The sequence below is a fragment of the Paraburkholderia sediminicola genome, assembly GCF_046027825.1.
Classification (GTDB): Bacteria; Pseudomonadota; Gammaproteobacteria; order Burkholderiales; family Burkholderiaceae; genus Paraburkholderia; species Paraburkholderia sediminicola_D.
In genome coordinates this window covers 15,373-41,099 of sequence record NZ_JAQQDU010000049.1, presented here as the reverse complement: position 1 = coordinate 41,099, position 25,727 = coordinate 15,373, and the positions used below count along the sequence as shown (strand labels likewise).

Here is a 25,727-nt window from a genome sequence, read left to right as displayed (position 1 = left end):
AACTGCTAGCGATCAATGCTTCATTCGGGGCTCTTAATAAGTCATTAGAATAAAATTGAAAGACAAAAAATAAAATATGAAAGTAAATAAAAAGCGATTGGTAAATAGACATTTCATGCTGGCCACGAGCGCCGCATTTATTTTGTCTGCGTGTGGTGGCGGCTCGTCAGGCAGTTCGGGATCGACAGCAAACACGGCGAATCTGAGCGCCGCGCAAAAGAGCTACGAAAGTGTCGCGCTCGCGGCAAACGGCGGCATGCATTATCTGAGCGCGAGCCTGTCAATTAGCACATCGTCGACTGGCGCACTGACGGTCAATCCGAGCAGTGTCTTCTATACCGACGACTCGAGCATTCCGCAGAGCCTCGCAAACGGCGCGCAGCCGCTGACTGTCACGTACACGTCCGTATCATCGGCATTGCAAGTACCGACAATTGCGGTGTCACGCTTGCTCGTCAACGGCGCCGTTTATAGCGAAGCGGTTCCGCCGCAGGCCCAGGTCAGCTACTCGGGGCAGAATGTGCAAGAAGCCTATCTGGCCTCGGACGGTAAAACAGTGATCCGCACGTCACTTGGCACCAACTACAGCGTCGTGCCACTGACGGGCCTGATTTCCGCCTCACCCGCCGAACTCTTTGCCAATAGCGCCGTTGGTATCCTCACGAATACGCTCAACGGGCAATCGCTGTACAACCAGCAGGCCAGTTGGCAAACGGGTGCGGCCTACATCAAGGTCGTGAGGCAAGCAGTCGGCGACGAGGCATTCACGTACGACTGCGTTGCGCCCGTCACGACCGGAACCAATCCAACACCGTGCTCAGCCACGATTTCGACGCTTGAAAATTTCTTTCCCTACGCGAGCACGACAGACGGCAAGACCTATCAGATCGGCGACGGCCAGATCGTCACGTTGGCCGGCGTGCGCGCATGGGTCGCCAATACGGCACTCGGCGGGGCGACCACCGATTACCGGGTCTACTACCAGAACAACGGCGGAATCTACGCAGGCTATGTGATCAAGGACGGCACGACATTGCAGGTCGCGCCGCTTGGCGGCGGAACGCCGCAAGACAACTACTACTTTCTGAACAGCGCGGCGGTTCAATCGATAAAGTCAGCGATTGTTTTTTGAGGCGGTGACGAACGAGCCGGCACAGCTGCCTGCTCGCCACGCTGAACGCGGGGATCACGTGCCGTCGCCGCAGGACGAGGCGTCGCGCCAGCTGATGCGCGATCGCGGGGAACTGCAGAAGGAAGTCCTGCAGCATCGCGACCGTATGCGCAAACTGCTGGCCACGCTCGGCTGCTGGGATGAGGTCGACCACAAGGCCTTTGCCGGCCGGCTCGCCCGTAGCGAGGTGAAGTGCCACGACGGCACGCCACTGCCGCCCGAGCTGCGTGAACGGCTGCTGCGCGAGTGCGAACGGCTGGCACTGGCGGAGCAGCAACTCGCCGCGCTGGAGAAGACGCGCAAGGCGAGCGTGCCGGCCGCCGCGCGCAAGCGCAGCGAGGACCTGGCGCGCCTGAAGGGCATCGGCGAAGTGGGTGCGTCGCGCCTCGCGCTGGAGTTGTTCTGGAGGGAGTTCAGCAACCGGCGCCAGGTGGGGGCGTGCGTCGGGCTGGTGCCGCAGCCCGACGACAGCGGCGAGAGCCATACCGATCAGGGCATCAGCAGGCAGGGCAACCGGCGGGTGCGCGCGCTGCTGGTCGAGATGGCGTGGACCTGGCTGCGCTACCAGCCCGGCAGCGCGCTGACGCAGTGGTTCAACCAGCGCACCCAGGGCACCGGACCGAACCGCCGCGCGCGACGCATTGCGATCGTCGCGGTAGCGCGACGTCTCGCGATTGCGCTGTGGCGGTATCTGAAGGACGGCGTCATCCCCGAAGGCGCAGAGCTGAAGTCAGTCTGAGCCAGCAAGGTATCACAGCAACGCCGTCATGCACGACGCGAAACTGATGGATGGACGGTTTGAAGTGAACATGCCCGTCAAGTCCCCGGGTTACCGAAGTAACCGGTTTTACAGATGGGGCATGTTCCCGGAAAAGACTCCGGCGTAATGCGCATGCAGGATGAGGCTGGCCTGGCGCCGGCGGATAGAAGGTGGTCGGACGTCAGGTCTGACGCGCGCGATGACCGGCTTCAGACCAGAAACGCAGACTGGATTGCGGCAATGGTTGACGGCGCGGTGGAAATCCGCCCCGGGAATACGCGGCTGAAATGCGCCCTGTATGCTGGCGAGCCGCAATCAACGCAAGGAGGAACCCGCGTCATAACGAGCCCGAGTTATCCACCGCCGGCCGGGCGTCGTGGTCGTGAGAGGCGACCCGCTGACCGGCCGTGGATAACTCCTGGACATCAGTTCATGGCGTCCACAAAACAGGTAGTTCGCGAAAGGCCTTGACAACTTCCTGCTCATAGAAGGGGACTTCCACCCCCAACCTGTTGCGCATGCTCGGCGCACAAAGAAAAGCCCCGACAAGTCGGGGCTTTTCTTTACATCAACTACTGGAGGCGCGAGCCGGAGTCGAACCGGCCTAAACGGCTTTGCAGGCCGCTGCATAACCGCTTTGCTATCGCGCCGCAAGCGGACTGGAACCTAGCTGCAGATTCTCAGATTTGCCTGGTGGGAAGCCGTAAGGACCAACCCACCAAACAAAAAGGGAAGCGTTGCTTCCCCTTATGTATGGAGCGGGAGACGAGGCTCGAACTCGCGACCTCAACCTTGGCAAGGTTGCGCTCTACCAACTGAGCTACTCCCGCATTGCCCTACTTCACAACGCCTTGCACTTTTACTTCGCCAAACAACGCGTTGCTTAAAAAACTGGAGCGGGAGACGAGGCTCGAACTCGCGACCTCAACCTTGGCAAGGTTGCGCTCTACCAACTGAGCTACTCCCGCAATTTGCTGCTAACTGCTGCCTTGTTACTGCAACTACTCTCTTACTGCCTCCGACGTTTCGAACTGCGTGCATCGGAGAAACGAGATTATGGAGAAACGACTGGAACGTGTCAACCCCTTTTGCGAATGTCTTTAACTGAAAAGATTTCACTCACGCTTCGGAGACATGCGCGGAGGCGTTCGCAGAGACGCTCGACCCGCAAACGCCACTGTGGCAACGCGCCCCGATCGTTCTCCAGTTAGGCAACGCCACCCCGTTCACGAATCTGCGGCCACGCGAGTTTCATGTAGTAGAGCATCGACCAGATCGTCAGGAACGCGGCCAGATAGATCAACCACAGGCCCCACACACGCGTATCGACCGAGACGCCGCCGCCGAACTGCAACGGCCCGTAAAACAGCAGCATCGGAATCGCCACCATCTGGCACACGGTCTTGAACTTGCCGAGGGAATTCACCGCGACGCTCTTCGACGCACCGATCTGCGCCATCCACTCACGCAGCGCCGAGATCGCGATCTCGCGTCCGACGATCACCAACGCAATCGCCGAATCGATCCGTGCCAATTGCACCAGCACCAGCAACGCAGCCGTCACCATCAGCTTGTCGGCAACCGGGTCGAGAAACGCGCCGAACGCCGAAGTCTGGTTCCATTTGCGGGCCAGATAGCCGTCGAACCAGTCGGTGAGCGCCGCCAGAATGAAGATTGTCGCGGCCGCCAGATTGCGGTGGGCCAGGCTCATCATCATGTCGGGCAAATAAAACACGCCGACGACGAGCGGAATCAGAACGATCCGCAGCCAAGTCAGGAAAATCGGGAAATTAAACGGCATGGGCAGGCGCAGCGTCTGACAAGGGAGATGCAATTGTGCCGTGTCACAAGACCTGCCACAAGCAAAGCGGCGCACGGGCTCCGCGCGCGCCACCCCGGAGTACCGCTGATCGGCCGCCTGCAGCCGCTTGTGGGCCGCTTCCGCGCCGTTTATCGACTAGTTATCTGCCGCTTATCTGCCGTCCACCTGCCGCTCCTCAGGCAGCGTGGGGTACCGCGATCAGTGCAATTGGCGGTAGATCTGCTCGGCGAGTGCCTGCGAAATCCCTTCGACGCTCGCCAGATCCTCGACGCTCGCCGCGACCACCCCACGAAGCCCGCCGAAGCGCGCCAGCAACCGCTGCCGCCGCTTTGCCCCCACCCCTTCGAGCTCTTCGAGCCGCGAGGTCTGGCGTGTCTTGCCGCGCTTCGCGCGCATGCCGGTGATGGCGAAGCGGTGCGCCTCGTCGCGAATCTGCGCGACCAGCATCAGCGCCGCGCTTTCCTTGCCGAGTTCGAGCGGCGCGCGGCCGTCGGCGAAAATCAGGGTTTCGAGACCGACCTTGCGTCCCTCGCCCTTCGCCACGCCGACCAGCATGCCGGTATCGAGACCCAGTTCGGTGAACACCTGCCGCGCGATTTCAACCTGACCCTTGCCACCGTCGATCAATACGATGGTCGGCAGGATGCCACCGGCCGCCGCCGGCTCCGCGGCATCCGGTGCGAGCGACGGATCCGCGGCGGCGTCGGTTTGCAATTCGGCCGCTTCGTCGGCGGCGTTCGCAGCGGCTTGCGCGACCATCTTCTCGTAACGACGCGTGAGCACCTGGCGCATCGCCGCGTAGTCGTCGCCCGGTGTGATGCCCGCGATGTTGTAGCGGCGATATTCGGACGACTGCATCTTGTGATGGTGATACACCACGCACGACGCCTGCGTCGCCTCACCCATCGTGTGGCTGATGTCAAAGCACTCGATACGCAAATGCGCGAGGTCGTCGCACTCCATGCCGAGCGTGTCGGTAAGCGCGCGCGTGCGGGCCTGCTGCGAGCCCTGTTCCGAGAGCAGACGCGCGAGCGCGAGCCGCGCGTTCTGCTCGGCCATCGCAAGCCATGCGCGCCGTTGCCCTTGCGGCTGGCGCAGCACGGTCACCTTATGGCCGGCCTGTTCGATCAGCACGTCGACCAGCTCGCGCGTGGTCGGCGCATGGCTGACCACGAGCACCGGCGGGACGCGATTGCCGATGTAGTGCTGTGCAATGAACGCCTCGAGCACTTCGGATTCGATGCCGCCGGCAGTTGCACGGCCTTTGCGTGGCGCTGAAGGTTCGATTTCAGACTCGGCGGCCTCATCCGCCTCAGCGTCGACCGCAGCGTCTTCCTCGTCATCGCTCTCTTCGGACGCCATCTCCTCAGCGATTGCGAGCGCGTCAGCTGCATCGGACGATGCGTTCGCGCCGCTCGCGGCCTCGTCAGATGCGGAGCCGGCGCCGGTCGCGCCATCGACCAACAGCTCATCGTCGCCCCCCTCTTCAAGCCCGCCCTCGCCGACCGTCAGGGCGCTTTCCACATGCGCCGGGAAATAGGCCTTGTCGCCCAGATGCCGTCCGCCGCGCACCATCGCGAGATTCACGCACACGCGCCCACCGAGCGCGACGACCGCGAGAATATCCACATCGCTATCGCCACCGACTTCGATCGCCTGCTGATGCAGCACCGTCGACAGTGAACTCATCTGATTGCGCACCGCCGCGGCCTGCTCGAACTTCAGCTCGCTCGCGAACGCGTGCATTTTCTGTTCAAGCTCATTCATGACCTCGCCCTGCCGGCCGAGCAGAAAGCGCGACGCGTTGGCGACGTCGCGCGCGTAATCTTCTTCACTGATCGCCGCGACGCACGGCGCCGTGCAGCGGCCAATCTGATGCAGCAGACACGGCCGCGTGCGGTTGTTGAACACCGAGTCTTCGCAGGTGCGCAACTGAAAGACGCGCTGCAGGATCTGGATGCTCTCGCGCACCGCCCACGCACTCGGGAACGGGCCGAAGTACTGATTCTTGCGATCCACCGAGCCGCGGTAATACGCCATGCGCGGAAACTTGTGGCCGGTCAGCTTGAGATACGGATACGACTTGTCGTCGCGAAACAGAATGTTGTAACGCGGCGCCAGCGCCTTGATCAGATTGTTTTCGAGCAGCAGCGCCTCAGCCTCGGAGCGCGTGACGGTCGTCTCGATGCGCGCAATGCGCGTCACCATCATCGCGATCCGCGGCGACAGTTGCGTCTTCGTGAAATAGCTCGAGACACGCTTCTTGAGATCGCGTGCCTTGCCCACGTAAAGCACCGCGCCCTGCGTATCGTAATAGCGATAGACGCCGGGCAGATGCGGCAATTGGGCGAGCACTTTTTTCGGCTCGAAAACGTCGGTTGCTTCGGGTTCGGTCATGCAGAATCGGTTGGCTGGGACAGTGTCGCGAAGCCTCTGCCTGCGTGCTGCGCGCTGAGTGCTCACTTAGGCGCGAAACCGAGGATGAGTGCTTTAGAATCGCCAGTTTAGAGCATTCTGCGGGTGTTCGAACCCTGCTGCATTGAATGGGGCGATGCGTCGGAGCAAGCCAGCGGCTGAAGCTGATTGCGCCGCCCGCCAGCAAGGTCCGGCAAAACCCAGGCACACCACCCGTTCCACTCTGCGATCCACGCCACCATGTCCTCCGCTACGCCCGCTTCCGAACGATCCGTTGCCGCGCCCACGACGATCGCCTGCGATATCTTTTGCGCGGTGATCGACAATTTCGGCGACATCGGCGTGTGCTGGCGTCTCGCGCGCCAACTGGCGAGCGAGCACGGCTGGCAGGTGCGTGTGTTCGTCGACGACCTGCATGCGTTCCAGAAACTGTGCCCGTCGCTGGCGCTGGATCGCGCGCGCCAGGCGGTCGGCGGCATCGCCATCGAACACTGGCACGAGCCGGCCCATGCGGGCGATACGCTCGAGGTGGCAGACGTCGTGATCGAGGCATTCGCCTGCGAGTTGCCGCCGATCTACGTGGCCGCGATGGCGCGGCGCGAACGCGTGCCCGTGTGGTTCAACCTCGAATATCTGAGCGCCGAAGACTGGGTCGCGGATTTCCATCTGCGGCCATCGCCGCATCCGCGCTATCCGCTGACCAAGACCTTCTTTTTCCCGGGACTCGGCCCCGGCACCGGCGGCGTGCTGAAAGAACCGGACCTCGACGCCGCGCGCACGGCCTTCGAGGCGTCGCAACCGGCGCGCGAAGCGTGGTGGCTGAAGACCACCGGTCGCGCGCCGCCACCGGCCACGGCGACGGTCGTTTCATTGTTCGCTTACGAAAACCCCGCCGTCGACAGTCTGCTCGAACAATGGCGCGACAGCGCCGAACCGGTCGTTCTGCTGGTACCGGAAGGCCGCATTTCGGGCGCGGTCGCGCGCTTTTTCGGCCTGCCTTCGTTCGCCGCCGGTTCGCGTGCCGAGCGCGGCAACCTGAGCGTCCACGCGCTCGCATTCACGGAGCAACCCGGCTACGACACGCTGCTGTGGGCGAGCGACATCAATTTCGTACGCGGCGAAGATTCGTTCGTACGCGCCCAATGGGCCGCCAGACCCTTTGTCTGGCACATTTACCCCCAAGCCGACGAGGCCCATCTGCCCAAGCTCGACGCCGCACTCGCCCACTACGCCCGCACCTTGCCCACCGATGCGCGGGACGCCCTCGCGCGCTTCTGGCACGCATGGAACAGCGCGGGCCGGCCGGACTGGGCTGAATTCCAGCGCCACCGTGCGGCGCTGAAGCTGCGCGCGACCGAATGGGCCCGCGAACTGGCCCAGGTGGGCGACCTCGCTGGAAATCTGGCCTTGTTCGCAAAAACTCAGTTAAAATAAGCGGTTATCCAACGGCCGACGACGCAAGCGCGGCCCGATCGCAGCGGTGAACCTTAGCCGCCACGCATAACAAACCGCTGGCGAACCCGGCATCGAAAGATGCATGAACCGCCCTCAGTTTGATCGTGAGTGGCGCAACGTCAAAAAAGGGGCGCACCCTGTCGTTCGGCGCCACTCGCGATCACGCCCGCACAGGGTAAAAAGCAGGTAACGGATTGCAGGGGTTGCAGGTTTGCAGCCCCGCCGCGGGTCACCGCGGCAAGCCGGCCACGCTCCATGCCCCGCTTCCGGCAGGCTGCCGCTCCCAAGCGGCGCCCCGCCGTGGTGCGAGGAGCAGCGAAGCCGCTTGCGCCGTATGCCGTTGAGCAAAAGTTGAAGCTACTTATTTCGTACAGGACAGTTTTATGAAGACCGCACAGGAACTCCGCACCGGCAACGTCGTGATGATCGGCAGCGACGCAATGGTCGTGCAAAAGGCCGAATACAACAAGTCGGGCCGTAACTCCGCCGTCGTGAAGATGAAGTTCAAGAACCTGCTGACCGGCGCAGGCATGGAAAGCGTGTACAAGGCAGACGACAAGTTCGACGTCGTCGTGCTGGAACGCAAGGAAGTCACGTACTCGTACTTCGCTGACCCGATGTACGTGTTCATGGACGCCGACTACAACCAGTTCGAAGTCGAAGGCGAAATGATGGGCGACGCCCTCCATTACCTCGAAGACGGCATGGCTTGCGAAGTCGTGTTCTACAACGAGAAAGCCATCTCGGTCGAACTGCCGACCACGCTGGTCCGTGAAATCATCTACACGGAACCGGCAGTCAAGGGCGATACGTCGTCGGGCAAGGTGTTGAAGAACGCCAAGCTGACCACCGGTTTCGAACTGCAAGTGCCGCTTTTCTGCAGCATCGGCGACAAGATCGAAATCGACACGCGTACGCACGAGTACCGCAGCCGCGCCTAAGCACCTGCAGCCTGAATCCTGCGCTGGAGCACGTCCGGCGCAGCGATAAAAAAATGGCAAAAAAAAGCGTCCACTTTGGGCGCTTTTTCTTTTCTGCGCCGCCGTGTATGGTTGTGGAAAACTTTACCGGCAGACTTCTCAAAAATGCCTGCCCGTTGCACTGAGCTTCCTGCCTTGCGTCGAACAAACCATTGATGGGCTTAAGTAATTAGCTTTGGCACAGTCCGTGCTTTTTTTTGAGACAGATTGCCAAGATTTTTTCTTCAACTCCGGAGATGCGGCAAGACCTGAGAGGCAAGCGCAAATGAGGTAGGACGCTTCTTGGATCGCGACCAGGATTTCTGACCGGTCGAATGAAGGAAATACAGGTGCCCCAGCATTAAGGCGGCATCCATTGAAAAGAAAAAGGACCAGAACAACGTGAGTCGAATCGCCCCGCTCCGCGCGCAAGTCGTGTTGCACGATTTGCGCGGCGTTCATGCCAGTTGGCCTGCGGCTATTCCGCAGCCACGGCAGATGCTGCCCGCGCGGGACCGCATTCGTCCGGCAGTACCGGCCAGCCATCGCGCCCGGGTCGCGTGCCAGCGTATCGGCGCGGCGCACCGGGCATTCCGTCAATCTAAAAAATAGCGCTCGCCATGCCACATGCCCTGATTGTTGAAGACGATCCCAACAGCCTGTCAGGCCTGTCCGCCATCCTCGCCGCCGACGGCTTCTCCGTCGACACCGCGACCACCATCGCCGAGGCCCGGGCGGCGCTGACGCGCTTTATCCCCGATGTCGTGCTGGTCGATCTGAATCTGCCGGATGGCAGTGGGCTCGATCTGCTGCAGCACCTGCCCGCGCATCCGCCCGGCGGCGCCTTGCCCGTGATCGTGATGACCGGCAATGCGACGGTCGAGAGCGCGATCGAAGGCCTGCGGCATGGTATCTGGGACTACTTGCTCAAGCCGGTCAATATCCCGCGTTTGCGTAGTCTGCTTGCCCGGATTCCGCGTCCGTACGAACTGACCGAAGAAGTCCAGACGCTGCGCGCTCAACTGCGCCAGCTCGGCCGTTTCGGCTCGCTACTGGGCCGCAGCGGTGCGATCCAGCATGTGTACGACACGATCGAACATCTCGCGCCGACCGAAGCCGCCGTGCTGATTTCCGGCGAAGCCGGCACCGGCAAGCGGGTCGCCGCGCGCACGCTGCACGAGATGAGCCGGCGCCGCAAAGGGCCGTTCGTCACGTTCGATTGCCGGACGGCGGGCAGCGTCGCGGCGCATCGTTCGCTCGACAGCCTGCTGTTCGGTCACGAACGCGGTGCGTTCAGTGGTGCCGAGCAGCGCGAGCCGGGCCTGTTCGAGCAAGCCAGTGGCGGCACGCTGTTCATCGAAGAAATCGCCGAGTTGCCGCGCGCCCAGCAGGAAGCGCTGCTGCGCGCGCTCGATTCGCAGACCTTCATGCGAGTCGGCGGCACCAATCAGGTAGTGACCGATTTCCGGCTGATCGCGTCGACGCGCAAATTGCCGCGCGCGGCAGTCGACGACGGCAGCCTGCACGGCGACCTCGCGCTGCGTCTCGAAGCAGCCGCTGTCACACTGCCGCCGCTGCGCGAGCGCGGCGACGATCCGGCCTTGATCGCGCAAGCCGTCGTCGACGAACTGAATCGCGAAGCTAGCGCGCGCGGCACGTCGGAAGCGGCCAAACAGGTCGGGCCGAACTTCCTGCGCGAGTGCCTCTCGTACGAGTGGCCAGGCAATGTGCGCGAGTTGCAGGATCGCGTGCGCCGGGCGTATCACGCGTCGGGCGACGTGCTGGAATCGTTGCGTGCCGATGAAGCAGGCTCGGCGAACGGACGCGATCTGAACGGCAGCCGCGTGCAGATCGCCGTGGGCACGCCACTCGCGGATGTCGAGGAAATGCTGATCCGCGCGACACTGGATGCAGTCGGGGGCACGCGTCATCGCGCGGCGTCGCTGCTGGGGATCAGTCCGAAGACGCTGTACAACAAGCTGCAACGGATGCGGTTGAACTGACCCGGTGAGGCCAGCTTCATTGGTCGGCCAAGCTTGAATAAAAAACGGCGCCTGAGACAGGCGCCGTTTTTTTTCGATGCAAATGGGTTAGCGGCTTATCCGCTCACGTCGCGTGGCTCATGCAAATGCGCTGCGCACCAGGGCCTGCGCTTGCAGATACTGCGGCTCGGCGACCAGCTTGCTCCACTTCAACGCCTTGCCGCGCGGCCGCATGCGCTTAAGCCGCTGCTGCGACTCCTTCGAGGGCGTGAAGCGCAGCGCGTCCAGCACCTTCTCCGCTTCGTCCGGCTGATTGCAGATCAGCACCATGTCGCAACCGGCCTCCAGCGCAGCAGTCGCGCCTTCTGTCAGCGTGCCGCCCTGGCGTGCGGCTTCCATCGAGAGATCGTCGCTGAAGACCGCGCCTTCGAAGCGCAATTTTCTCCGCAGGATGTCCTGCAACCAGACACGCGAAAAACCCGCCGGCTTCGAGTCGACCTGGGGATAAACCACATGAGCAGGCAGTACGGCCCCGAGCGCCACACCGAGCCAGTCGTACGGCGCCATGTCGTCGCGCAGGATCTCGTCGAGCGAACGGTCGTCGACCGGCATCGCAACGTGGGAATCCGCGTGCGCGAAGCCGTGTCCAGGAAAATGCTTGCCGCAATTGCTCATGCCGGCCAACGCGAGGCCGTGATTGAGGTTCTTTGCCAGCAACGCCACCACGCGCGGATCGCGGTGGAACGAGCGATCGCCGATCACCTGCGACTGGCCGTAATTCAGATCGAGCACCGGCGTAAAACTCATATCGATGCCGCACGCGCGCAATTCGGCCGCGAGGATATAGCCGACCGCGGTCGTCACCTTGGTGGCGTGCAACACGTCGCTGTCCCACAGCGCACCGAGCTTGCCCATTGCCGGCAGCACCGTGAAGCCGTCGGTGCGAAAACGCTGCACGCGGCCGCCTTCGTGGTCGACGGCAATCAGCAGATCGTCGCGGATCGCGCGGATCGCATCGGTCAGCGCGATCAGTTGCTCGCGGCTCTCGTAATGGCGCGCGAACAGGATCACGCCGCCGGTCATCGGATGGGCAAGGCGGCGTTTGTCGTCGTGGTTCAGCGTTTTGCCGACCACGTCGAGCATCACCGGTCCTGGAGTGAGTTTCATCGAATTCCGCTGGAAAAAAACCTGGAGCAAAGAGAGACACGGCCGACGTGCGCCGCGTTCAGAAAATTTTTATTCGTCGCTGGCGGGTGCATGGGGGGCGTCCGGCCCACGTGCCACTTCCCCGGTTTCCGCGATCACAAACGACACCGCGTAGTCGCGTTCGTCGCTGATCGTCACACGCGCCGTGATGCCGCGCGCGTCGAGCCATTCGGCCAGCTCGCCCGACGCCACCACCATCGGCTCGCCGCTCGGCTTGTTGAGCGTTTGCAGCGCGCGCCAGGTCATCGGCCAGCGCATGCCAAGGCCGATCGCTTTAGAGAAGGCCTCTTTGGCCGAGAACCGGGTGGCGAGAAAGGCAAGACCACGCGCCGCCGAACGCGCGTGACGCGCGTGATAAACGCGCAGCTCGTCCGGGCCGAGCACCTTCTCGGCGAAGCGGCCGTTGGTGCGTGTCATCACCGCAGCCACGCGGCTAACCTGAACGATGTCCGTGCCAATGCCGTAGATCGTCATGGGCGCCGCCGCGGCTTTAAGCGCTTGCGCCGAGACGGGCGGCGACCATGATCGCCTTCATCTCGCGCACTGCGTTGTCCCAGCCGGCGAAGATCGCATGCGCGACGATCGCGTGGCCGATATTCAGTTCGACGATGCCTTCGATCGCGGCGATCTGCTGAACGTTGGTGTAGTGCAGGCCGTGACCCGCATTGACCTTGATGCCGAGCGTCGCGCCGAACTCGACGGCACGCACCACGCGTTCATATTCGCGCTGCTGCTCGGCGGGATCGTGCGCTTCAGCATAGCGGCCCGTGTGCAGTTCGATCACCGGTGCGCCCGCTTCGTGCGCGGCGCGGATTTGCGTTTCGTCCGGATCGATGAAGAGCGACACGCGCGAGTTCGCTTCGGCGAGTTGCTTGCATGCGGCGCGCACGGCTTCGAACTGGCCGGCGACGTCGAGGCCGCCTTCAGTTGTCAGTTCCTGGCGCTTTTCCGGCACAAGGCAAGTGTCGTGCGGTTGTACCTCACACGCGATGTCGAGCATTTCCTGAGTGACCGCGCATTCCAGATTCATGCGCGTTTTCAATAGCGGCCGCAGCTTACGCACGTCGGCGTCGACGATATGGCGGCGGTCTTCACGCAGATGCAGCGTGATCACATCGGCGCCGGCCTCTTCGGCCATCAACGCGGCGCGGATCGGATCGGGGTAAGACGTGCCGCGCGCATTGCGCAGCGTGGCGACGTGATCGATGTTCACGCCCAGGTCAATCACATTCGGCGACGTAAGAAAGAAGCTCATAAGTTCTGCAAGTCGATCAGGATCTGGCGCGTCGCGAGTGGCGTGCCGCCAAGGTAAGTGTTGAGCAGAAAGCGCATCAGCGTTTTGCTTTGCGCCACGGTCTGCACTCGATGGTAATCGTCCTTTTCCATATCCAGCAAGGTCTGTCCGGCGATCACCGGCCATTGCGCTGGCAGATCGTCGGACGCTTCGCGTACGCCGCGCTCCGGGTCGAACACATAGCGGCCTTCGGCTTGCACCGCTTTGCGCGCGACGGTGCGATCGAGCGCCATCGCGTAACCAGTTTCCCGCAGCAGCACACGTTCGAACGAGCGTAGCACCTGCACGGGCGGTTCGTCATGCGCGAGGCGCGTCATCGTGACGACGTAGTGATGGAACAGTTGCGGATGCGGGTCTTCGCGTGCGCAGAATTTGACCAGCAATTCGTTGACATAGAAGCCGCAGAGCAACGCGTCGCCCGCTAAAGGCAACATGCCGCCGACCCATTCGGCCCCGGTCAGCGTGCGCACTTCGGATTTGCCCGACCATGACAGCGCGAGCGGCTGGAAGGTTTGCAGCACGCCGCGCAAGGCGGAATGAGGACGTTTCGCGCCCTTCGCGACGAGCGCGAGACGGCCGTGATCGCGCGACAGCACGTCGATGATCAGACTGGTCTCGCGGTACGGGTAGCTGTGCAGGACGAAAGCGGGTTGCTCCGCGATCCGGTAATCGGACGCAGAGGGTCGAGGCGTGCGGCGCGTCAGCGCTTTGCGCGGCTCGCCTTCGGCGCCTTGAGCAGCCTGAGCGCCCGTGGCACTCGATGAGGCTTTTTTGGTACTACGAGCGGGTTTGGACGGCTCGCGTACCGGCGCTGCCGGCGCCGAGTCGTCCGGGTCAGCGTCGGAATTCAGCGTCATCCACGCGTCATTCGTACCCATACGCGCGGAGTCCGGCTTCGTTGTCAGCCCAGCCGCTCTTCACCTTGATGAAGGTTTCCAGATACACCGGACCGTCGAACAGCTTTTCCATGTCGAGGCGCGCTTCAGTGCTGATCTGCTTCAGCTTGGCACCCTTCTGGCCGATGATCATCGCCTTTTGCGTATCGCGCTCCACCATGATGGTCGCGAAAATGCGCCGCAGACGCCCTTCGGTTTCGAATTTGTCGATCAGCACGGTGCTCGTGTACGGCAGTTCGTCGCCAGTCCAGCGGAACACTTTTTCGCGCAGGATTTCGGCGGCCAGAAAACGCTCGCTACGATCGGTCAGGTCGTCTTCGCCGTAGATCGGCGCGCCTTCCGGCAGGAACGGCTTGACCGTCGCCAGCAAACGCTTGATGTCGTCCGGATTCTTCGCCGACAGCGGCACGATCTCGTTGAACTGACGCAGCGCACTCACCTGCTGCATGAACGGATACAGCGAGTCCTTATCCGTCACGCGATCGAGCTTGTTCGCGATCAGCAGGGTGGGCACCGACGGCGGAATCAGGTCGAGCACCTTCTGGTCGTCCGGGCCGAAGCGACCGGCTTCGATCACGAACAGGATCGCGTCGACCGAACTCAGCGTGGACGTGACCGCGCGGTTGAGCGAACGGTTCAGCGCGCCGCTGTGCTTGGTCTGGAAACCCGGTGTGTCGACGAAGATGTACTGCGCGTCTTCAAACGTATGAATGCCGGTAATGCGATGGCGCGTGGTCTGCGCCTTGCGCGACGTGATACTGACTTTCTGGCCGACCAGCGCGTTCATCAGCGTGGACTTGCCGACATTCGGGCGGCCGACGATCGCGACCATGCCGCAGCGAAAACCAGTGGGAGTGGGAGCGTTCATATTCGGGCTACGGCAGGTTCAGATCGACGCGCGAGGAATGGCGCGCCGATGGCAATCAATGGCCCGCATCGGCGACACGGGTTTGCACCGCATCGGCTACGCCGGGTTCGTGTTCGACAGGTGCCGGCACGCCAGGCGTGGGCACGGCTGCGCTGGGTGTGGTTTCGCGGCTGCGATGTTTGTCGGCGCTGCGGACGGCGCTGGCTTCCGGTTTGGCTTCGGCTGCCTTGTCGGCTGTTTTGTCGGCTTTCTCAGCGCGCTCTGACTTGTCCTGTCCGCTGTATTCCACGTGTGCGGCGCGAATCACAGCCAGCGGCGCGGACGTCGCAGTCAGGGTCGGCCGTTCGGCTGCGGACTCCGCCACCGGCGCTGTGCGGGATTCACCCCGCCCGGTCCCGCGCTCACCGCGTTCGCCCTTGCGATCCGGGCTGCGCAGGTCGAGCGCGGCCTGTACGCCGGTTACACCGGGCACGATCTCCGGCTCGGCATTCTTCGCCGCACGGGCGCCCTTTGAACGCTTGGGCTTGGCGACCACGGCGGGCGCGGCCGCCATCACCTCGTCGAGCGCTTTCTTGGCTGCGGCCTGCTCGGCAGCCCGACGGCTTGCGCCGGAGCCCGACACTTTGACTTCCAGCTTTGGCACCGTGCATTCGACTTCAAACTGCTGATTGTGCGCCGCACCATGGGTCGCGACGACCGTGTACGTGGGCAACGCGATCTTGTGACCTTGCAGATATTCCTGCAGCAGCGTCTTGGCGTCTTTGCCGAGCGTGCGCGGGTCGATGTGATCGAGAATCGGCACGTACAGGCGCTTGATCACCGTTTGGGCGGCATCGAACCCGCCGTCGAGGAACACCGCGCCCAGCACGGCTTCGAGCGTGTCAGCAAGGATCGACGGGCGGCGGAAGCCGCCGCTGCGCAGTTCGCCCTCACCGAGACGCAGCCCTTCGGAGATATTCAGGGCCTGAGCAATTTCATAAAGCGACTGCTGTTTAACCAGATTGGCGCGGACGCGCGACAGGTCGCCTTCGTCCAGTTTGCCGAAACGTTGGAACAAAAGCGCAGCCACCGCGCAGTTCAGAACGGAGTCGCCGAGAAACTCGAGCCGTTCGTTGTGCGTGGAACTATGACTGCGGTGCGTTAAAGCCTGGCGCAACAATTCCGCATTGCGAAATTCGTAGCGCAGACGGCTTTCCAACGGAGATAGGGGCATGGGCAGAGTATAACGCGGGTGCCTGCCCCGGCGAAAACGCGGGACGGCCAGCGGAAAAAGCGTGGTGAAGCGACGTTACCGCAGATTCTTAAAGTAGCGTGATAACACGCCGCGCGACTGAGGTGACCTAAGTGTGGGTCACCTGCGCGGCGTGTCGTGCAATCAAGGCATGCGTGCTCAGTGGAACGGGCCGATGCGTTTCAGATTGCTGAAGTTCATCCAGATGAAAAACGCGCGACCGACGATATTCTTATCCGGCGCAAAACCCCAGTAGCGGCTATCCGCGCTGTTATCGCGGTTGTCGCCCATCATGAAGTAATTGCCAGGCGGCACTTTGCAGATCACGCCGCGTGCGTTGTACGTGCAGTTATCGCGATACGGATAATCTTCCGCGCCGACGATGAACGGCGGCACGGCCGGGTTGTTCAGAATCGCGTTCTTGCGGCCGTCGAGATCTTCTTCGAATTGCTTGGCGTAGCCGAGGCGCTCTTCGTCGAGGTAGTCAGGCAGCGCTGTTTCCGGCACCGGCTTGCCGTTGATCGTCAGTTGCTTGTCCTGATAAGCGACTGTGTCGCCCGGCAGGCCGATCACGCGCTTGATGTAGTCGACCGATTCGTCTTTCGGGTAGCGGAACACCACCACGTCACCACGCTCGAGCGGACGGCCCTCGGTGAGTTTCGTGTTGGTGATCGGCAGACGGATACCGTAGTCGAATTTGTTGACGAGGATGAAGTCGCCCACCAGCAACGTCGGCACCATCGAGCCCGACGGAATCTTGAACGGCTCAACCACGAACGAGCGCACCACGAACACCACCAGAATCACCGGGAAAAAGCTCGCCGAATACTCGAGCCACCACGGTTGACGCAACTTGTCGTCACGCAGACGGGCGCGCGTTTGCGCCGCATTTTCGTCGGCGAAACGCTCACCGACGCGTGCCTGCTGGCGGTCAAACTCAGCGACCACGGCTTCCGCCGCGCGCCGCCGTTGCGGCATGAAAACCAGTTTGTCTGCGACCCATGCGACGCCCGTCAAAATGACGAGCACAAAAAGAATCAGCGCAAAATTCATAGGGTTCCGTTGTTCGTCTTATTTGTCTTCGACACGCAGGATCGCGAGGAAAGCCTCTTGGGGAATCTCGACCGATCCCACCTGCTTCATTCGCTTCTTGCCTGCCTTTTGTTTCTCGAGCAGTTTCTTCTTACGGGAAATATCGCCGCCGTAGCATTTTGCCAGCACGTTCTTACGCAACGCTTTAATGTTTTCGCGCGCGATAATATTCGCACCGATGGTGGCCTGAATCGCGACGTCGTACATTTGCCGCGGAATCAGCTCGCGCATCTTCGCCGCCACTTCGCGGCCGCGATACTGGCTTTGCGAACGGTGCACGATCACCGACAACGCGTCGACCTTGTCGCCGTTGATCAGCATGTCGACCTTCACGACGTCTGCCGCGCGGTATTCCTTGAACTCGTAATCCATCGACGCGTAGCCGCGTGAGATCGACTTCAGACGATCGAAGAAATCGAGCACGACTTCGCCCATCGGGATTTCGTAGGTCAACTGCACCTGACGGCCGTGATACTGCATGTTGATCTGCGCGCCGCGCTTTTGCGTACACAGCGTGATCACCGCGCCGACGTAGTCTTGCGGCATGTACAGATTCACGGTGACGATCGGCTCACGCACTTCTTCGATCTTCGACGGCTCCGGCATCTTGGCCGGATTTTCGACCATGAGGATCGTGCCGTCGCGCTGCAGAACTTCGTACACCACGGTCGGCGCCGTGGTGATCAGGTCCATGTCGAATTCGCGCTCGAGCCGCTCCTGCACGATCTCCATGTGCAGCAAGCCGAGGAAACCGCAACGGAAACCGAAGCCAAGCGCCTGCGAGACTTCCGGCTCGTACATCAGCGAGGCGTCGTTCAGCTTCAGCTTTTCCAGCGAGTCGCGCAGCGCGTCGTACTGGTTCGCTTCGACCGGATAGAGACCGGCGAACACCTGCGGCTTCACTTCCTTGAAGCCCGGCAGCGGCTCGGCGGCCGGACGATTCACGAGCGTGACGGTATCGCCCACTTTCGCCGCGGCCAACTCCTTGATGCCGGCGATGATGAAGCCCACCTGCCCCGCGGACAACGACTCGAGATTCTTCGACTTCGGCGTGAACACGCCGATGTGCTCGACCGGATACTGCGCACCGGTCGCCATCATGCGGATCTTGTCTTTCGGACGCAGCGTGCCGTTGACGATACGCACCAGCATCACGACGCCGACGTAGTTGTCGAACCACGAGTCGATGATCAACGCCTGCAGCGGTGCTTCCGTATCGCCCTTGGGCGGCGGCACTTTGGCGATCAGCGCTTCGAGCACGTCTTCCACGCCGAGGCCGGTCTTCGCGCTGCAATGCGTCGCGTCGGTGGCGTCGATGCCGATCACGTCTTCGATTTCTGCGATTGCGTTCTCGGGATTCGCGGCCGGCAGATCGATCTTGTTGAGCACTGGAATGACGTCGACGCCAAGCTCGATCGCCGTGTAACAGTTGGCGACGGTTTGCGCTTCCACGCCCTGGCTTGCGTCGACGACCAGCAACGCGCCTTCACATGCGGACAGCGAGCGGCTGACTTCGTACGAGAAGTCGACGTGGCCCGGCGTGTCGATCATGTTCAGGTTGTAAATCTGCCCGTCACGGGCCTTGTACGTCAATGCGGCGGTTTGTGCCTTGATGGTAATGCCGCGCTCGCGCTCGAGATCCATCGAGTCAAGCACCTGGGATTCCATCTCGCGGTCGGACAAGCCACCGCAGATCTGGATGATGCGATCCGCGAGCGTCGACTTGCCATGGTCGATGTGCGCAATGATCGAGAAGTTACGAATATGATCCATTCAGTACCGATCAAGCGAAAAAGGCGCGCTCGGACAATAGCGGAGCACGCCTTGTAAGTAGGTGAAAAACCTATCTATTTTAGCCGAAAAGGCTATCGCCCGGCGCATCTTGCGAGGCTCGGGCGGAAAAGACGGCTCAGGAGAGGCGTGAAACAGGGGATGAACGACGCACGTTCGCGCCCGGTTTGGCCCTTTAACTGGATCCCAAATGCGTGGATCCCGAATGCGCCGCCACTACGCGTGCGGCGAGCGCGGCACGAACCCGTGCCGCATCCAGGTGATAGTGACACAGTTCGACACCGTCGCAGACCAGAACCGGCACCCATTCGTTATAACGGGCTTCCAGCACGGGATCGGTGTCAACGTCGATCACGACGACTTGCGCACCGAACTCGGCCAGCAAAGGCTCGAGCGCGATGCGCATGTCGTCGCATAAGTGGCACCACGCGCGCCCGTAGAGCGTGAGTGGCGCCACCTTCGTCATTTCTGCGCGCTACGCGGGCGAATCGGCACGAACTGGGTGTTCTCGCCGCGACGGACCAGCAACGCGACCATCTTCTGCGGATCGAGGTGCGAAGTCAGGTCGTCGAACTGCTTCGCGCTCGTGATATCCGTGTCGCCCACACGCAGGACGATGTCACCCTTTTGCAGCCCGACGCGCACGGCCGGGCCGTCCACCGCGTCGATCTGTACGCCATTGTGCAGCTTCAGCGCCTTCATCTGGTCGGCAGGGATATCGCTCACGGCGAGACCCAACACGTTCGTGGCGCGCTGCTTTGGCACCGGCGGCTTTTTATCATCTGCCTTGGTGGTCTTGTCCGGCTGCATCTCGGCAATCGTGACGGGCAGATCACGCGTCTGACCCTTGCGCCAGATCGTAATAGTCGACTTGGTGCCCGGCTTCGTATCGCCGACCATGCGCGGCAAATCCGTTGCCGTATCGACCGAATGGCCGTTGAACTTCAGGATGATGTCGCCCGGCTGCACGCCGGCTTTATCTGCCGGACCACCCGGTTCGACACTGCTGACCAGTGCGCCCTGCGCCTTGGGCAGACCGAGTGAATCGGCCACGTCCTTCGTCACTTCACCGATCGCCACCGCGATCCGGCCGCGCACGACCTTACCCGAGGTTTTCAGCTGGTCGGCCACGCGCATCGCCTCGTCGATCGGAATCGCGAACGAGATGCCCATGAAGCCGCCGGTACGGCTGTAGATCTGCGAGTTGATGCCGATCACTTCGCCCTGCATGTTGATCAGCGGACCGCCGGAATTGCCCGGATTGACCGCCACGTCGGTCTGGATGAACGGCAGATAATCGCCCGTATCGCGCCCCTTGGCGCTGACGATACCGGCCGTCACTGTGTTCTCGAGACCGAACGGCGAACCGATCGCGACCACCCACTCGCCCACCCGCACCTTGTTCGAGTCGCCGATTGTGATAGTCGGCAAATTGGCGGCGCTGATCTTCACGACTGCAACATCGGTCCGATCGTCCACGCCGATCAACTTCGCCTTGAACTCGCGCTTGTCGGTGAGGGTGACGTAAATGGTGTCCGCGTCGTCCACGACGTGCGCGTTGGTCATGACGTAGCCGTCCGCCGACAGAATGAAGCCTGAGCCGACGCCGCTGTTCTGTTCTGCATCACCGCCGTTATCCGGCGAGTCCTGGCTGCCGCCGCTACCGCTCCCACCGTTATCGCCACCGCGCGGCGTACCTGGAGACTGAGGCGACTGCGGCAACGGGATGCCGAAGAAACGGCGGAAGAACTCCGACATGTCGCCGTCGTCCATGCCTGGCGGCAATCCGCCGCGGGCACCGCTGTTCGACACGCGCGTCGTCGTGCGAATGTTGACGACTGCCGGGCCGACCTTGTCGACGAGGTCAGTGAAGTCGGGCAGATTGGCTGCTGCGGGAGCCGCCGACGCCATGTGCGGCATAAGCGGCAAACACGCCGCTACCACCGCGGCCGCGAGGAATTTGCGCACCGAGAAAGTCGTCATATCGTAGCAAGCCGAGGGATTCGAGTGATTCGGAAGATTACTTCGGAGCTTTATATTCTATGGCAGACGCAAATTGCTGCAATGTGGTCTGGGGCACTTCACCAAGCAGAGTAATCCAGAAGTCGCCGCGCCGCTTGACCAGTACGTGTGTGGCCCCGCTGCTGCCCGCGCCTTCCTTGCGCGTGTTGTTCTCGACCGGCTCGACAAACACGGAAATGGCCGCGAGGCCGTCGGAGAATACGGCCTGATCGACCGGAATGGTCGGCTGGCCGGCCTCGCGCGCAGCCATGGGGCGGCGCAGCTCGCGAATCATGTGGAAGCCCGGCACCGTCGGCGTGATCTGCCAGCCTTGCGCTGCCATATCGACCGGCTCGACCGGCGGACGCACGACCGTCCACCCTGCCGTATTACGAATACCGTTGACGATGGCGGTCTTGTCGACCGGCACGCCGATGCGAATCTGCGAAAACGACAGCTGTTCGAGCACCTGACCATTCGGATCAAGTGTCTGCGCGCGCAGCAGCAGGCCCGTCTTCTTGTCGGCCCACAGCTTGTAAGCAAAGCGGTATGCGTCTTTCGGGTCGAGCTCGATGACCTGGCTGTCGATACCCGCGACGCGGTCGTCGCCGAGCAGCTTCGGGTCGTACACCGACAGCACCTGCTCGCCGCTTACGGCCAGCAGCGCTGGGAACGAATCTTTGTTCTGGCGCTTCTCGACCACGCACAGATGCCGCTCCGGCACGAACGTGTAGAGATCTTCGTTATGGCGAAGCATTTTGCGCGGCTTGCCGTCGAGGCTTTCGAGTTGCTCGAATTCGCCGTCAGTGCGGGTCGCGTAGTGCGCGATCCGCGACGTCTGAACGAAATTGCCGCGCTGATAGACGAACGCGCCCTCGTAGTTCTGCTGCTGGGCGGCCTGATGAATTCGATCGAGCAGCTCCGCGGCCGTGCGACGGGCGACGAGCGGATCGTCGGTTTGTGCAAAGACCCGCGGTGTAGCGGACAGCAATACGGCTGCGCAGAACAGAAATGCCGGCAGCCGCCCCCAGATAGTCGTTTTATTCAACCGCGGAGTCTGCATCAAACTATTGGCCTTGCGTAGAAACTGCGGCAGCGCGAATCAGCGGCATCGAGCCCGGCATGACCGGTTGTTGCGCGAATTGCTGGTGAGCTTCCAGATACTGATCGAGACTTGCGTCACGAATGATGTTGGCGTCTTGCGCGACCGGCTGGACCGTCGCAACAGGCACCGACGCCATGGCCACGCGTTGCAGCGAATCGCCATGCGACTGGAGCGACGCGACTTGCGCCATGCCCGCGCCGCCCGGCACGCCTTGCAGTTGCGGCACGACGATCCACGTCAGCGTGGCAGCGGCAGCAGCGACGGCAAAGGCCGGCACAACGCGGCGGCGCAACGCCAGCAAACGGCGCGCAACCGGCATGGCAGCAGGCGCGAGCACGTGCGGCTCGTTGTCGAAACGTGCGGCAAAACCGCTCAGGAACGCGTTGCTCGCCGCCGGGCTGACCGCCAGATCGTCAGAACGCAGCGCGTCGCCGATCAGGTGATAGCACGACCAGGCGGCACGATCCTGGCCGTCCAGTTCGGAAACAAACGTGTTCAGATGCTCTTCGCCGAACAACTCGCCGTCGACAAAAGCGGACAGACGCTCGCCGCGCGAGCTGGCTTGCGATTGCATCGAGACCGACCCCATGATGCTCCCCATCTTACAAATACCCCGTAGTGACACCACTAATCCAGATATTGCACCCGCGCCCCGCCCGGCAGACTGGTGTTTACCAGCGCTTGCCTTCAGGTGTGTCAAGCAACGGACGCAATTTTGCCGCAATGGCTTCGCGAGCGCGGAAAATTCGTGATCTGACTGTGCCAATTGGGCAACCCATCATCTCAGCGATTTCCTCGTAACTCAAACCTTCAATTTCACGAAGAGTAATGGCGGTGCGCAACTCTTCCGGTAAAACCGCCATCGCAGCATTGACCGTCTCAGCGATCTGCTTGCTCATCAACATCGACTCAGGCGTGTTGATATCCCTTAGTTGGTCGGCGTCCGAGAAAGTTTCAGCTTCTTCAGCATCTGCTTCGGTCGAAGTCGGTGCGCGCCGCCCTTGGGTCGCAAGGTAGTTCTTTGCCGTATTGACTGCAATCCGGTACAACCACGTATAAAAGGCCGAATCCCCGCGAAACTGGGGCAACGCCCGGTACGCCTTGATAAAGGCGTCCTGAGCGACGTCTTCCACTTCGGCCGGGTCCCGCACGAGGCGGGAGATCAGCCGGAGAATCTTACGGTGGTATTTGGAGACCAGAAGCTCGAACGCGGCCTTGTCGCCCTTCTGGACGCGCTCGACCAGCACCTGATCAATTTCTTTTTCGCTCACCTGATAAATCCGTTAACTATAGGGCGCATGGCGGGGGACCATTGTAGCGTCCCCATCATCTCGGCACGTTACTCCGGTAACAGCGGTTACAGTCGTTACAGTCAGGCTCCGGCGCCACGCCGGCCCAGCACGGCCAGCTCCCGGAAGACGGACGCAGGAAGTGCGTCAGCGGCAAGAAGTAGCGTGCGGGAGCGCCCATGGTCCGGCGCCAGCGCCAGAACAAGCAAGCGACCGCTCCATTGCGAACAGCCGGCAATGCGGCCCTGCGCCAGCAAACTGCCGTCCCGGCTCCAGGCAGCCAGTCCGTCCGGGCCGGTTTTCAGCGCAACGGGCTGCGCACGCTCATGCTTTGCCGCGCAGAGCATCAGCAACGCCCCCACGGCAAGCGTCAACGGAACCGCCTGCCAGTCGCCCAGATGCGAGGCGAGGCAAGTATAAGTGGCCAAAGTCGCAATCAGGACGAATGCCCCCAAAGCGGCGCGCATGGCGACGGAGCGCCGCAACGTAATCCGTTGCGGCGCTCCGTCGGGCGTTGCCGATCCGGGAGAAACCGCCGGCCAAGCCGGCTTTTTCGACTGGCGTGTCACCAAACGATCAGGCGATCAGGCGCGCTTGAAGACCAGCGTGCCGTTCGTGCCGCCGAACCCGAACGAGTTCTTCAGCGCGACGTCGATCTTCATCTCCCGCGCGGTGTTGGCGCAGTAATCGAGATCGCAGGCCGGATCCTGGTTGAAGATGTTGATCGTCGGCGGCGACACCTGATGATGCACGGCCAGCACGGTGAACACGGACTCGAGACCGCCGGCGCCGCCCAACAGGTGACCCGTCATTGACTTGGTCGAATTCACGACCATGTCTTTGGCGTGGTCGCCGAAAGCGCGCTTGATGCCGGTGGTTTCAGCCAGGTCGCCGAGCGGCGTGGACGTGCCGTGCGCGTTCAGGTAATTCACCTGATCGGCGTTGATGCCCGCGTTCTTCATGGCGGCCAGCATGCAGCGGCGCGCGCCGTCGCCGTCTTCCAGCGGTGCGGTCATGTGATAGGCGTCGCCGCTCATCCCATAGCCGCTGACTTCGGCGTAAATCTTCGCGCCACGTGCCTTCGCGTGTTCGTACTCTTCGAGCACCATCACGCCGGCACCCTCGCCCAGCACGAAACCGTCGCGATCCTTGTCCCACGGACGGCTCGCCGTTGCCGGATCGTCATTGCGTTGCGACAGCGCACGCGCCGCCGCAAAGCCGCCGACACCCAGCGGCGACACGGTGGATTCCGCGCCGCCGGCGATCATCACGTCGGCGTCGCCGTATTCGATCAGGCGCGAAGCCTCGCCGATACAGTGCAGACCGGTGGTACATGCGGTCACGATCGCCAGATTCGGACCCTTGATGCCGAACTTGATCGACAGGTGGCCCGAGATCATGTTGATGATCGAGGCGGGCACGAAGAACGGCGAAATACGGCGCGGGCCGCGATTCAGCAATTCGGTCTGCGTGTTTTCAATCATCGGCAGGCCGCCGATGCCCGAACCGACCACCACGCCGATGCGCTCGGAATTCTCGTCGGTGACTTCGAGGCCGCTGTCCTGCATCGCCTGGATGCCGGCTGCGACGCCGTAATGGATGAACGTATCCATATGGCGCGCTTCCTTACCGGGGATGTAGTCCTCGATATTGAAGCCCTTCACCTCGCCGGCGAAGCGAGTCGAAAAGTTCGACGCATCGAACTTCGTGATATTGGCAATACCCGACTTGCCGGCGACCAGATTGGCCCAGCCGTCGGCAACATTATTGCCAACAGGCGAAATCAGCCCCAGGCCTGTAACAACAACACGACGGCGGCTCACGGTAACCCCTTTTTCATAGATGACAAAAGCAAAAGCCACAGCGGCCACAGGAACTTGCCCTGTGTGCCCTGTGGCTGTTTATCTCGGCAATCGCGCGGAAAAATGCGCTGTCAACATCGCTTGCTCCTGCATGGCAACCGGCGCAACAAAATGCGCCAGCCCTGCTGGCGTCGGAAACCGACACGGCAGGGCGTCATACGTCGCCAACGCAGAAACGCAGGCGCGAATGACTTTAGGCCTTGACGTTCGCGCGAGCGTAGTCGATCGCTTGCTGAACGGTGGTGATCTTCTCGGCTTCTTCATCCGGAATTTCCATGCCGAATTCGTCTTCGAGGGCCATCACGAGTTCAACGGTGTCGAGCGAGTCGGCGCCGAGGTCGTTCACGAACGAAGCTTCGTTCTTGATCTCAGCTTCTGCAACGCCCAGTTGTTCTGCGACGATCTTCTTGACGCGCTGTTCGATATTGTCCATTACCCCTCCAAGGGAAAAGAAGTTCAAAAATACAGGTGCGCGCATTTTATCAGGTTTGACCCGGCAAAAAAGCGGCGCATCGGGTTCCTGTCAAG

At 62.0% G+C, this 25,727-nt stretch carries 22 protein-coding genes, 3 tRNA genes and 1 pseudogene; 5 read left to right on the top strand and 21 right to left on the bottom strand.

Features of this window, described 5'->3' with window-relative positions:
* Nucleotides 1-115: 115 nt before the first annotated feature.
* Both PQQ96_RS24835 and PQQ96_RS24830 read left to right on the top strand, forming a co-directional pair.
* Nucleotides 116-1,132, top strand: a complete 1,017-nt coding sequence (locus PQQ96_RS24835) for a hypothetical protein (protein ID WP_408297584.1) — start codon at nucleotides 116-118, stop codon at nucleotides 1,130-1,132.
* A 4-nt stretch (nucleotides 1,133-1,136) separates the two neighbouring features.
* Nucleotides 1,137-1,910 (top strand): annotated as a pseudogene (locus PQQ96_RS24830) (IS110 family RNA-guided transposase); the annotation flags it as partial.
* Nucleotides 1,911-2,507: 597 nt separating this feature from the next.
* Here PQQ96_RS24830 and PQQ96_RS24825 read toward each other — a convergent pair.
* The 5 genes from PQQ96_RS24825 to uvrC all read right to left on the bottom strand — a co-directional run bounded on the left by PQQ96_RS24825 (nucleotide 2,508) and on the right by uvrC (nucleotide 6,150).
* A tRNA-Cys gene (locus PQQ96_RS24825) sits at nucleotides 2,508-2,581 on the bottom strand.
* 104 nt (nucleotides 2,582-2,685) lie between these two features.
* A tRNA-Gly gene (locus tag PQQ96_RS24820) sits at nucleotides 2,686-2,761 on the bottom strand.
* Between the two features lie 62 nt (nucleotides 2,762-2,823).
* A tRNA-Gly gene (locus PQQ96_RS24815) sits at nucleotides 2,824-2,899 on the bottom strand.
* Nucleotides 2,900-3,138: 239 nt separating this feature from the next.
* Complete coding sequence (pgsA, locus tag PQQ96_RS24810) at nucleotides 3,139-3,732, bottom strand: CDP-diacylglycerol--glycerol-3-phosphate 3-phosphatidyltransferase (RefSeq protein ID WP_408297583.1); 594 nt, start codon at nucleotides 3,730-3,732, stop codon at nucleotides 3,139-3,141.
* Between the two features lie 219 nt (nucleotides 3,733-3,951).
* Nucleotides 3,952-6,150: an excinuclease ABC subunit UvrC gene (gene uvrC, locus PQQ96_RS24805; RefSeq protein WP_408297581.1), complete on the bottom strand. Its 2,199-nt coding sequence runs from the start codon at nucleotides 6,148-6,150 to the stop codon at nucleotides 3,952-3,954.
* Nucleotides 6,151-6,408: 258 nt separating this feature from the next.
* On the opposite strand from uvrC, the gene earP reads away from it, so the two are divergent.
* From earP to PQQ96_RS24790, 3 genes are all read left to right on the top strand, one after another.
* Nucleotides 6,409-7,602, top strand: a complete 1,194-nt coding sequence (earP, locus tag PQQ96_RS24800; protein ID WP_408297579.1) for an elongation factor P maturation arginine rhamnosyltransferase EarP — start codon at nucleotides 6,409-6,411, stop codon at nucleotides 7,600-7,602.
* Nucleotides 7,603-8,006: 404 nt separating this feature from the next.
* Nucleotides 8,007-8,564, top strand: a complete 558-nt coding sequence (gene efp / locus PQQ96_RS24795; protein WP_097390005.1) for an elongation factor P — start codon at nucleotides 8,007-8,009, stop codon at nucleotides 8,562-8,564.
* 638 nt (nucleotides 8,565-9,202) lie between these two features.
* Nucleotides 9,203-10,585 (top strand): sigma-54-dependent transcriptional regulator, encoded by a 1,383-nt coding sequence (locus tag PQQ96_RS24790; protein ID WP_408297577.1) that lies wholly within the window; start codon nucleotides 9,203-9,205, stop codon nucleotides 10,583-10,585.
* A gap of 117 nt (nucleotides 10,586-10,702) precedes the next feature.
* Here PQQ96_RS24790 and nagZ read toward each other — a convergent pair whose 3' ends face one another.
* The 16 genes from nagZ to acpP form a co-directional block, all read right to left on the bottom strand.
* Entirely contained in the window at nucleotides 10,703-11,731 is a 1,029-nt protein-coding gene (nagZ, locus tag PQQ96_RS24785) for a beta-N-acetylhexosaminidase (RefSeq protein WP_408297575.1), read from the bottom strand.
* Nucleotides 11,732-11,800: 69 nt separating this feature from the next.
* Nucleotides 11,801-12,244, bottom strand: a complete 444-nt coding sequence (gene acpS / locus PQQ96_RS24780) for a holo-ACP synthase (protein ID WP_054036229.1) — start codon at nucleotides 12,242-12,244, stop codon at nucleotides 11,801-11,803.
* Between the two features lie 16 nt (nucleotides 12,245-12,260).
* The gene (gene pdxJ / locus PQQ96_RS24775; RefSeq protein ID WP_120303336.1) at nucleotides 12,261-13,025 is read right to left on the bottom strand and encodes a pyridoxine 5'-phosphate synthase; all 765 of its coding nucleotides are present in this window, start codon (nucleotides 13,023-13,025) and stop codon (nucleotides 12,261-12,263) included.
* Nucleotides 13,022-13,942 carry a DNA repair protein RecO gene (recO, locus tag PQQ96_RS24770; RefSeq protein WP_408297573.1) on the bottom strand — a complete coding sequence of 307 codons (921 nt, stop codon included), beginning with the start codon at nucleotides 13,940-13,942 and terminating at the stop codon, nucleotides 13,022-13,024. The genes pdxJ and recO overlap by 4 nt, the downstream gene beginning before the upstream one ends.
* A complete protein-coding gene (era, locus tag PQQ96_RS24765) occupies nucleotides 13,929-14,828 on the bottom strand; it encodes a GTPase Era (RefSeq protein WP_408297571.1) in 900 nt (299 codons plus the stop codon). The genes recO and era overlap by 14 nt, the downstream gene beginning before the upstream one ends.
* Nucleotides 14,829-14,883: 55 nt before the next feature.
* A complete protein-coding gene (gene rnc / locus PQQ96_RS24760; protein WP_408297569.1) occupies nucleotides 14,884-16,041 on the bottom strand; it encodes a ribonuclease III in 1,158 nt (385 codons plus the stop codon).
* Between the two features lie 177 nt (nucleotides 16,042-16,218).
* Nucleotides 16,219-17,112: a signal peptidase I gene (lepB, locus tag PQQ96_RS24755; RefSeq protein WP_408297567.1), complete on the bottom strand. Its 894-nt coding sequence runs from the start codon at nucleotides 17,110-17,112 to the stop codon at nucleotides 16,219-16,221.
* A gap of 18 nt (nucleotides 17,113-17,130) precedes the next feature.
* Nucleotides 17,131-18,924 carry a translation elongation factor 4 gene (lepA, locus tag PQQ96_RS24750; RefSeq protein ID WP_408297565.1) on the bottom strand — a complete coding sequence of 598 codons (1,794 nt, stop codon included), beginning with the start codon at nucleotides 18,922-18,924 and terminating at the stop codon, nucleotides 17,131-17,133.
* Nucleotides 18,925-19,117: 193 nt separating this feature from the next.
* Complete coding sequence (locus tag PQQ96_RS24745) at nucleotides 19,118-19,408, bottom strand: glutaredoxin family protein (RefSeq protein ID WP_408297563.1); 291 nt, start codon at nucleotides 19,406-19,408, stop codon at nucleotides 19,118-19,120.
* Nucleotides 19,405-20,925, bottom strand: coding sequence for a DegQ family serine endoprotease (locus PQQ96_RS24740; protein WP_408297561.1), 1,521 nt, complete (start codon nucleotides 20,923-20,925; stop codon nucleotides 19,405-19,407). Before PQQ96_RS24740 ends, PQQ96_RS24745 begins: the two co-directional genes overlap by 4 nt.
* A gap of 37 nt (nucleotides 20,926-20,962) precedes the next feature.
* Nucleotides 20,963-22,006 (bottom strand): MucB/RseB C-terminal domain-containing protein, encoded by a 1,044-nt coding sequence (locus tag PQQ96_RS24735; protein WP_074285873.1) that lies wholly within the window; start codon nucleotides 22,004-22,006, stop codon nucleotides 20,963-20,965.
* A 4-nt stretch (nucleotides 22,007-22,010) separates the two neighbouring features.
* Nucleotides 22,011-22,637 (bottom strand): sigma-E factor negative regulatory protein, encoded by a 627-nt coding sequence (locus PQQ96_RS24730; RefSeq protein ID WP_408297558.1) that lies wholly within the window; start codon nucleotides 22,635-22,637, stop codon nucleotides 22,011-22,013.
* A gap of 82 nt (nucleotides 22,638-22,719) precedes the next feature.
* Nucleotides 22,720-23,319, bottom strand: a complete 600-nt coding sequence (rpoE, locus tag PQQ96_RS24725) for an RNA polymerase sigma factor RpoE (protein ID WP_073431795.1) — start codon at nucleotides 23,317-23,319, stop codon at nucleotides 22,720-22,722.
* A 101-nt stretch (nucleotides 23,320-23,420) separates the two neighbouring features.
* On the bottom strand, nucleotides 23,421-23,822 hold the full coding sequence (locus PQQ96_RS24720; protein WP_494478207.1) for a protein YgfX: 402 nt from the start codon (nucleotides 23,820-23,822) through the stop codon (nucleotides 23,421-23,423).
* 99 nt (nucleotides 23,823-23,921) lie between these two features.
* On the bottom strand, nucleotides 23,922-25,160 hold the full coding sequence (fabF, locus tag PQQ96_RS24715; RefSeq protein WP_408297554.1) for a beta-ketoacyl-ACP synthase II: 1,239 nt from the start codon (nucleotides 25,158-25,160) through the stop codon (nucleotides 23,922-23,924).
* A 232-nt stretch (nucleotides 25,161-25,392) separates the two neighbouring features.
* A complete protein-coding gene (acpP, locus tag PQQ96_RS24710) occupies nucleotides 25,393-25,632 on the bottom strand; it encodes an acyl carrier protein (protein ID WP_004197638.1) in 240 nt (79 codons plus the stop codon).
* Nucleotides 25,633-25,727: the final 95 nt, after the last annotated feature.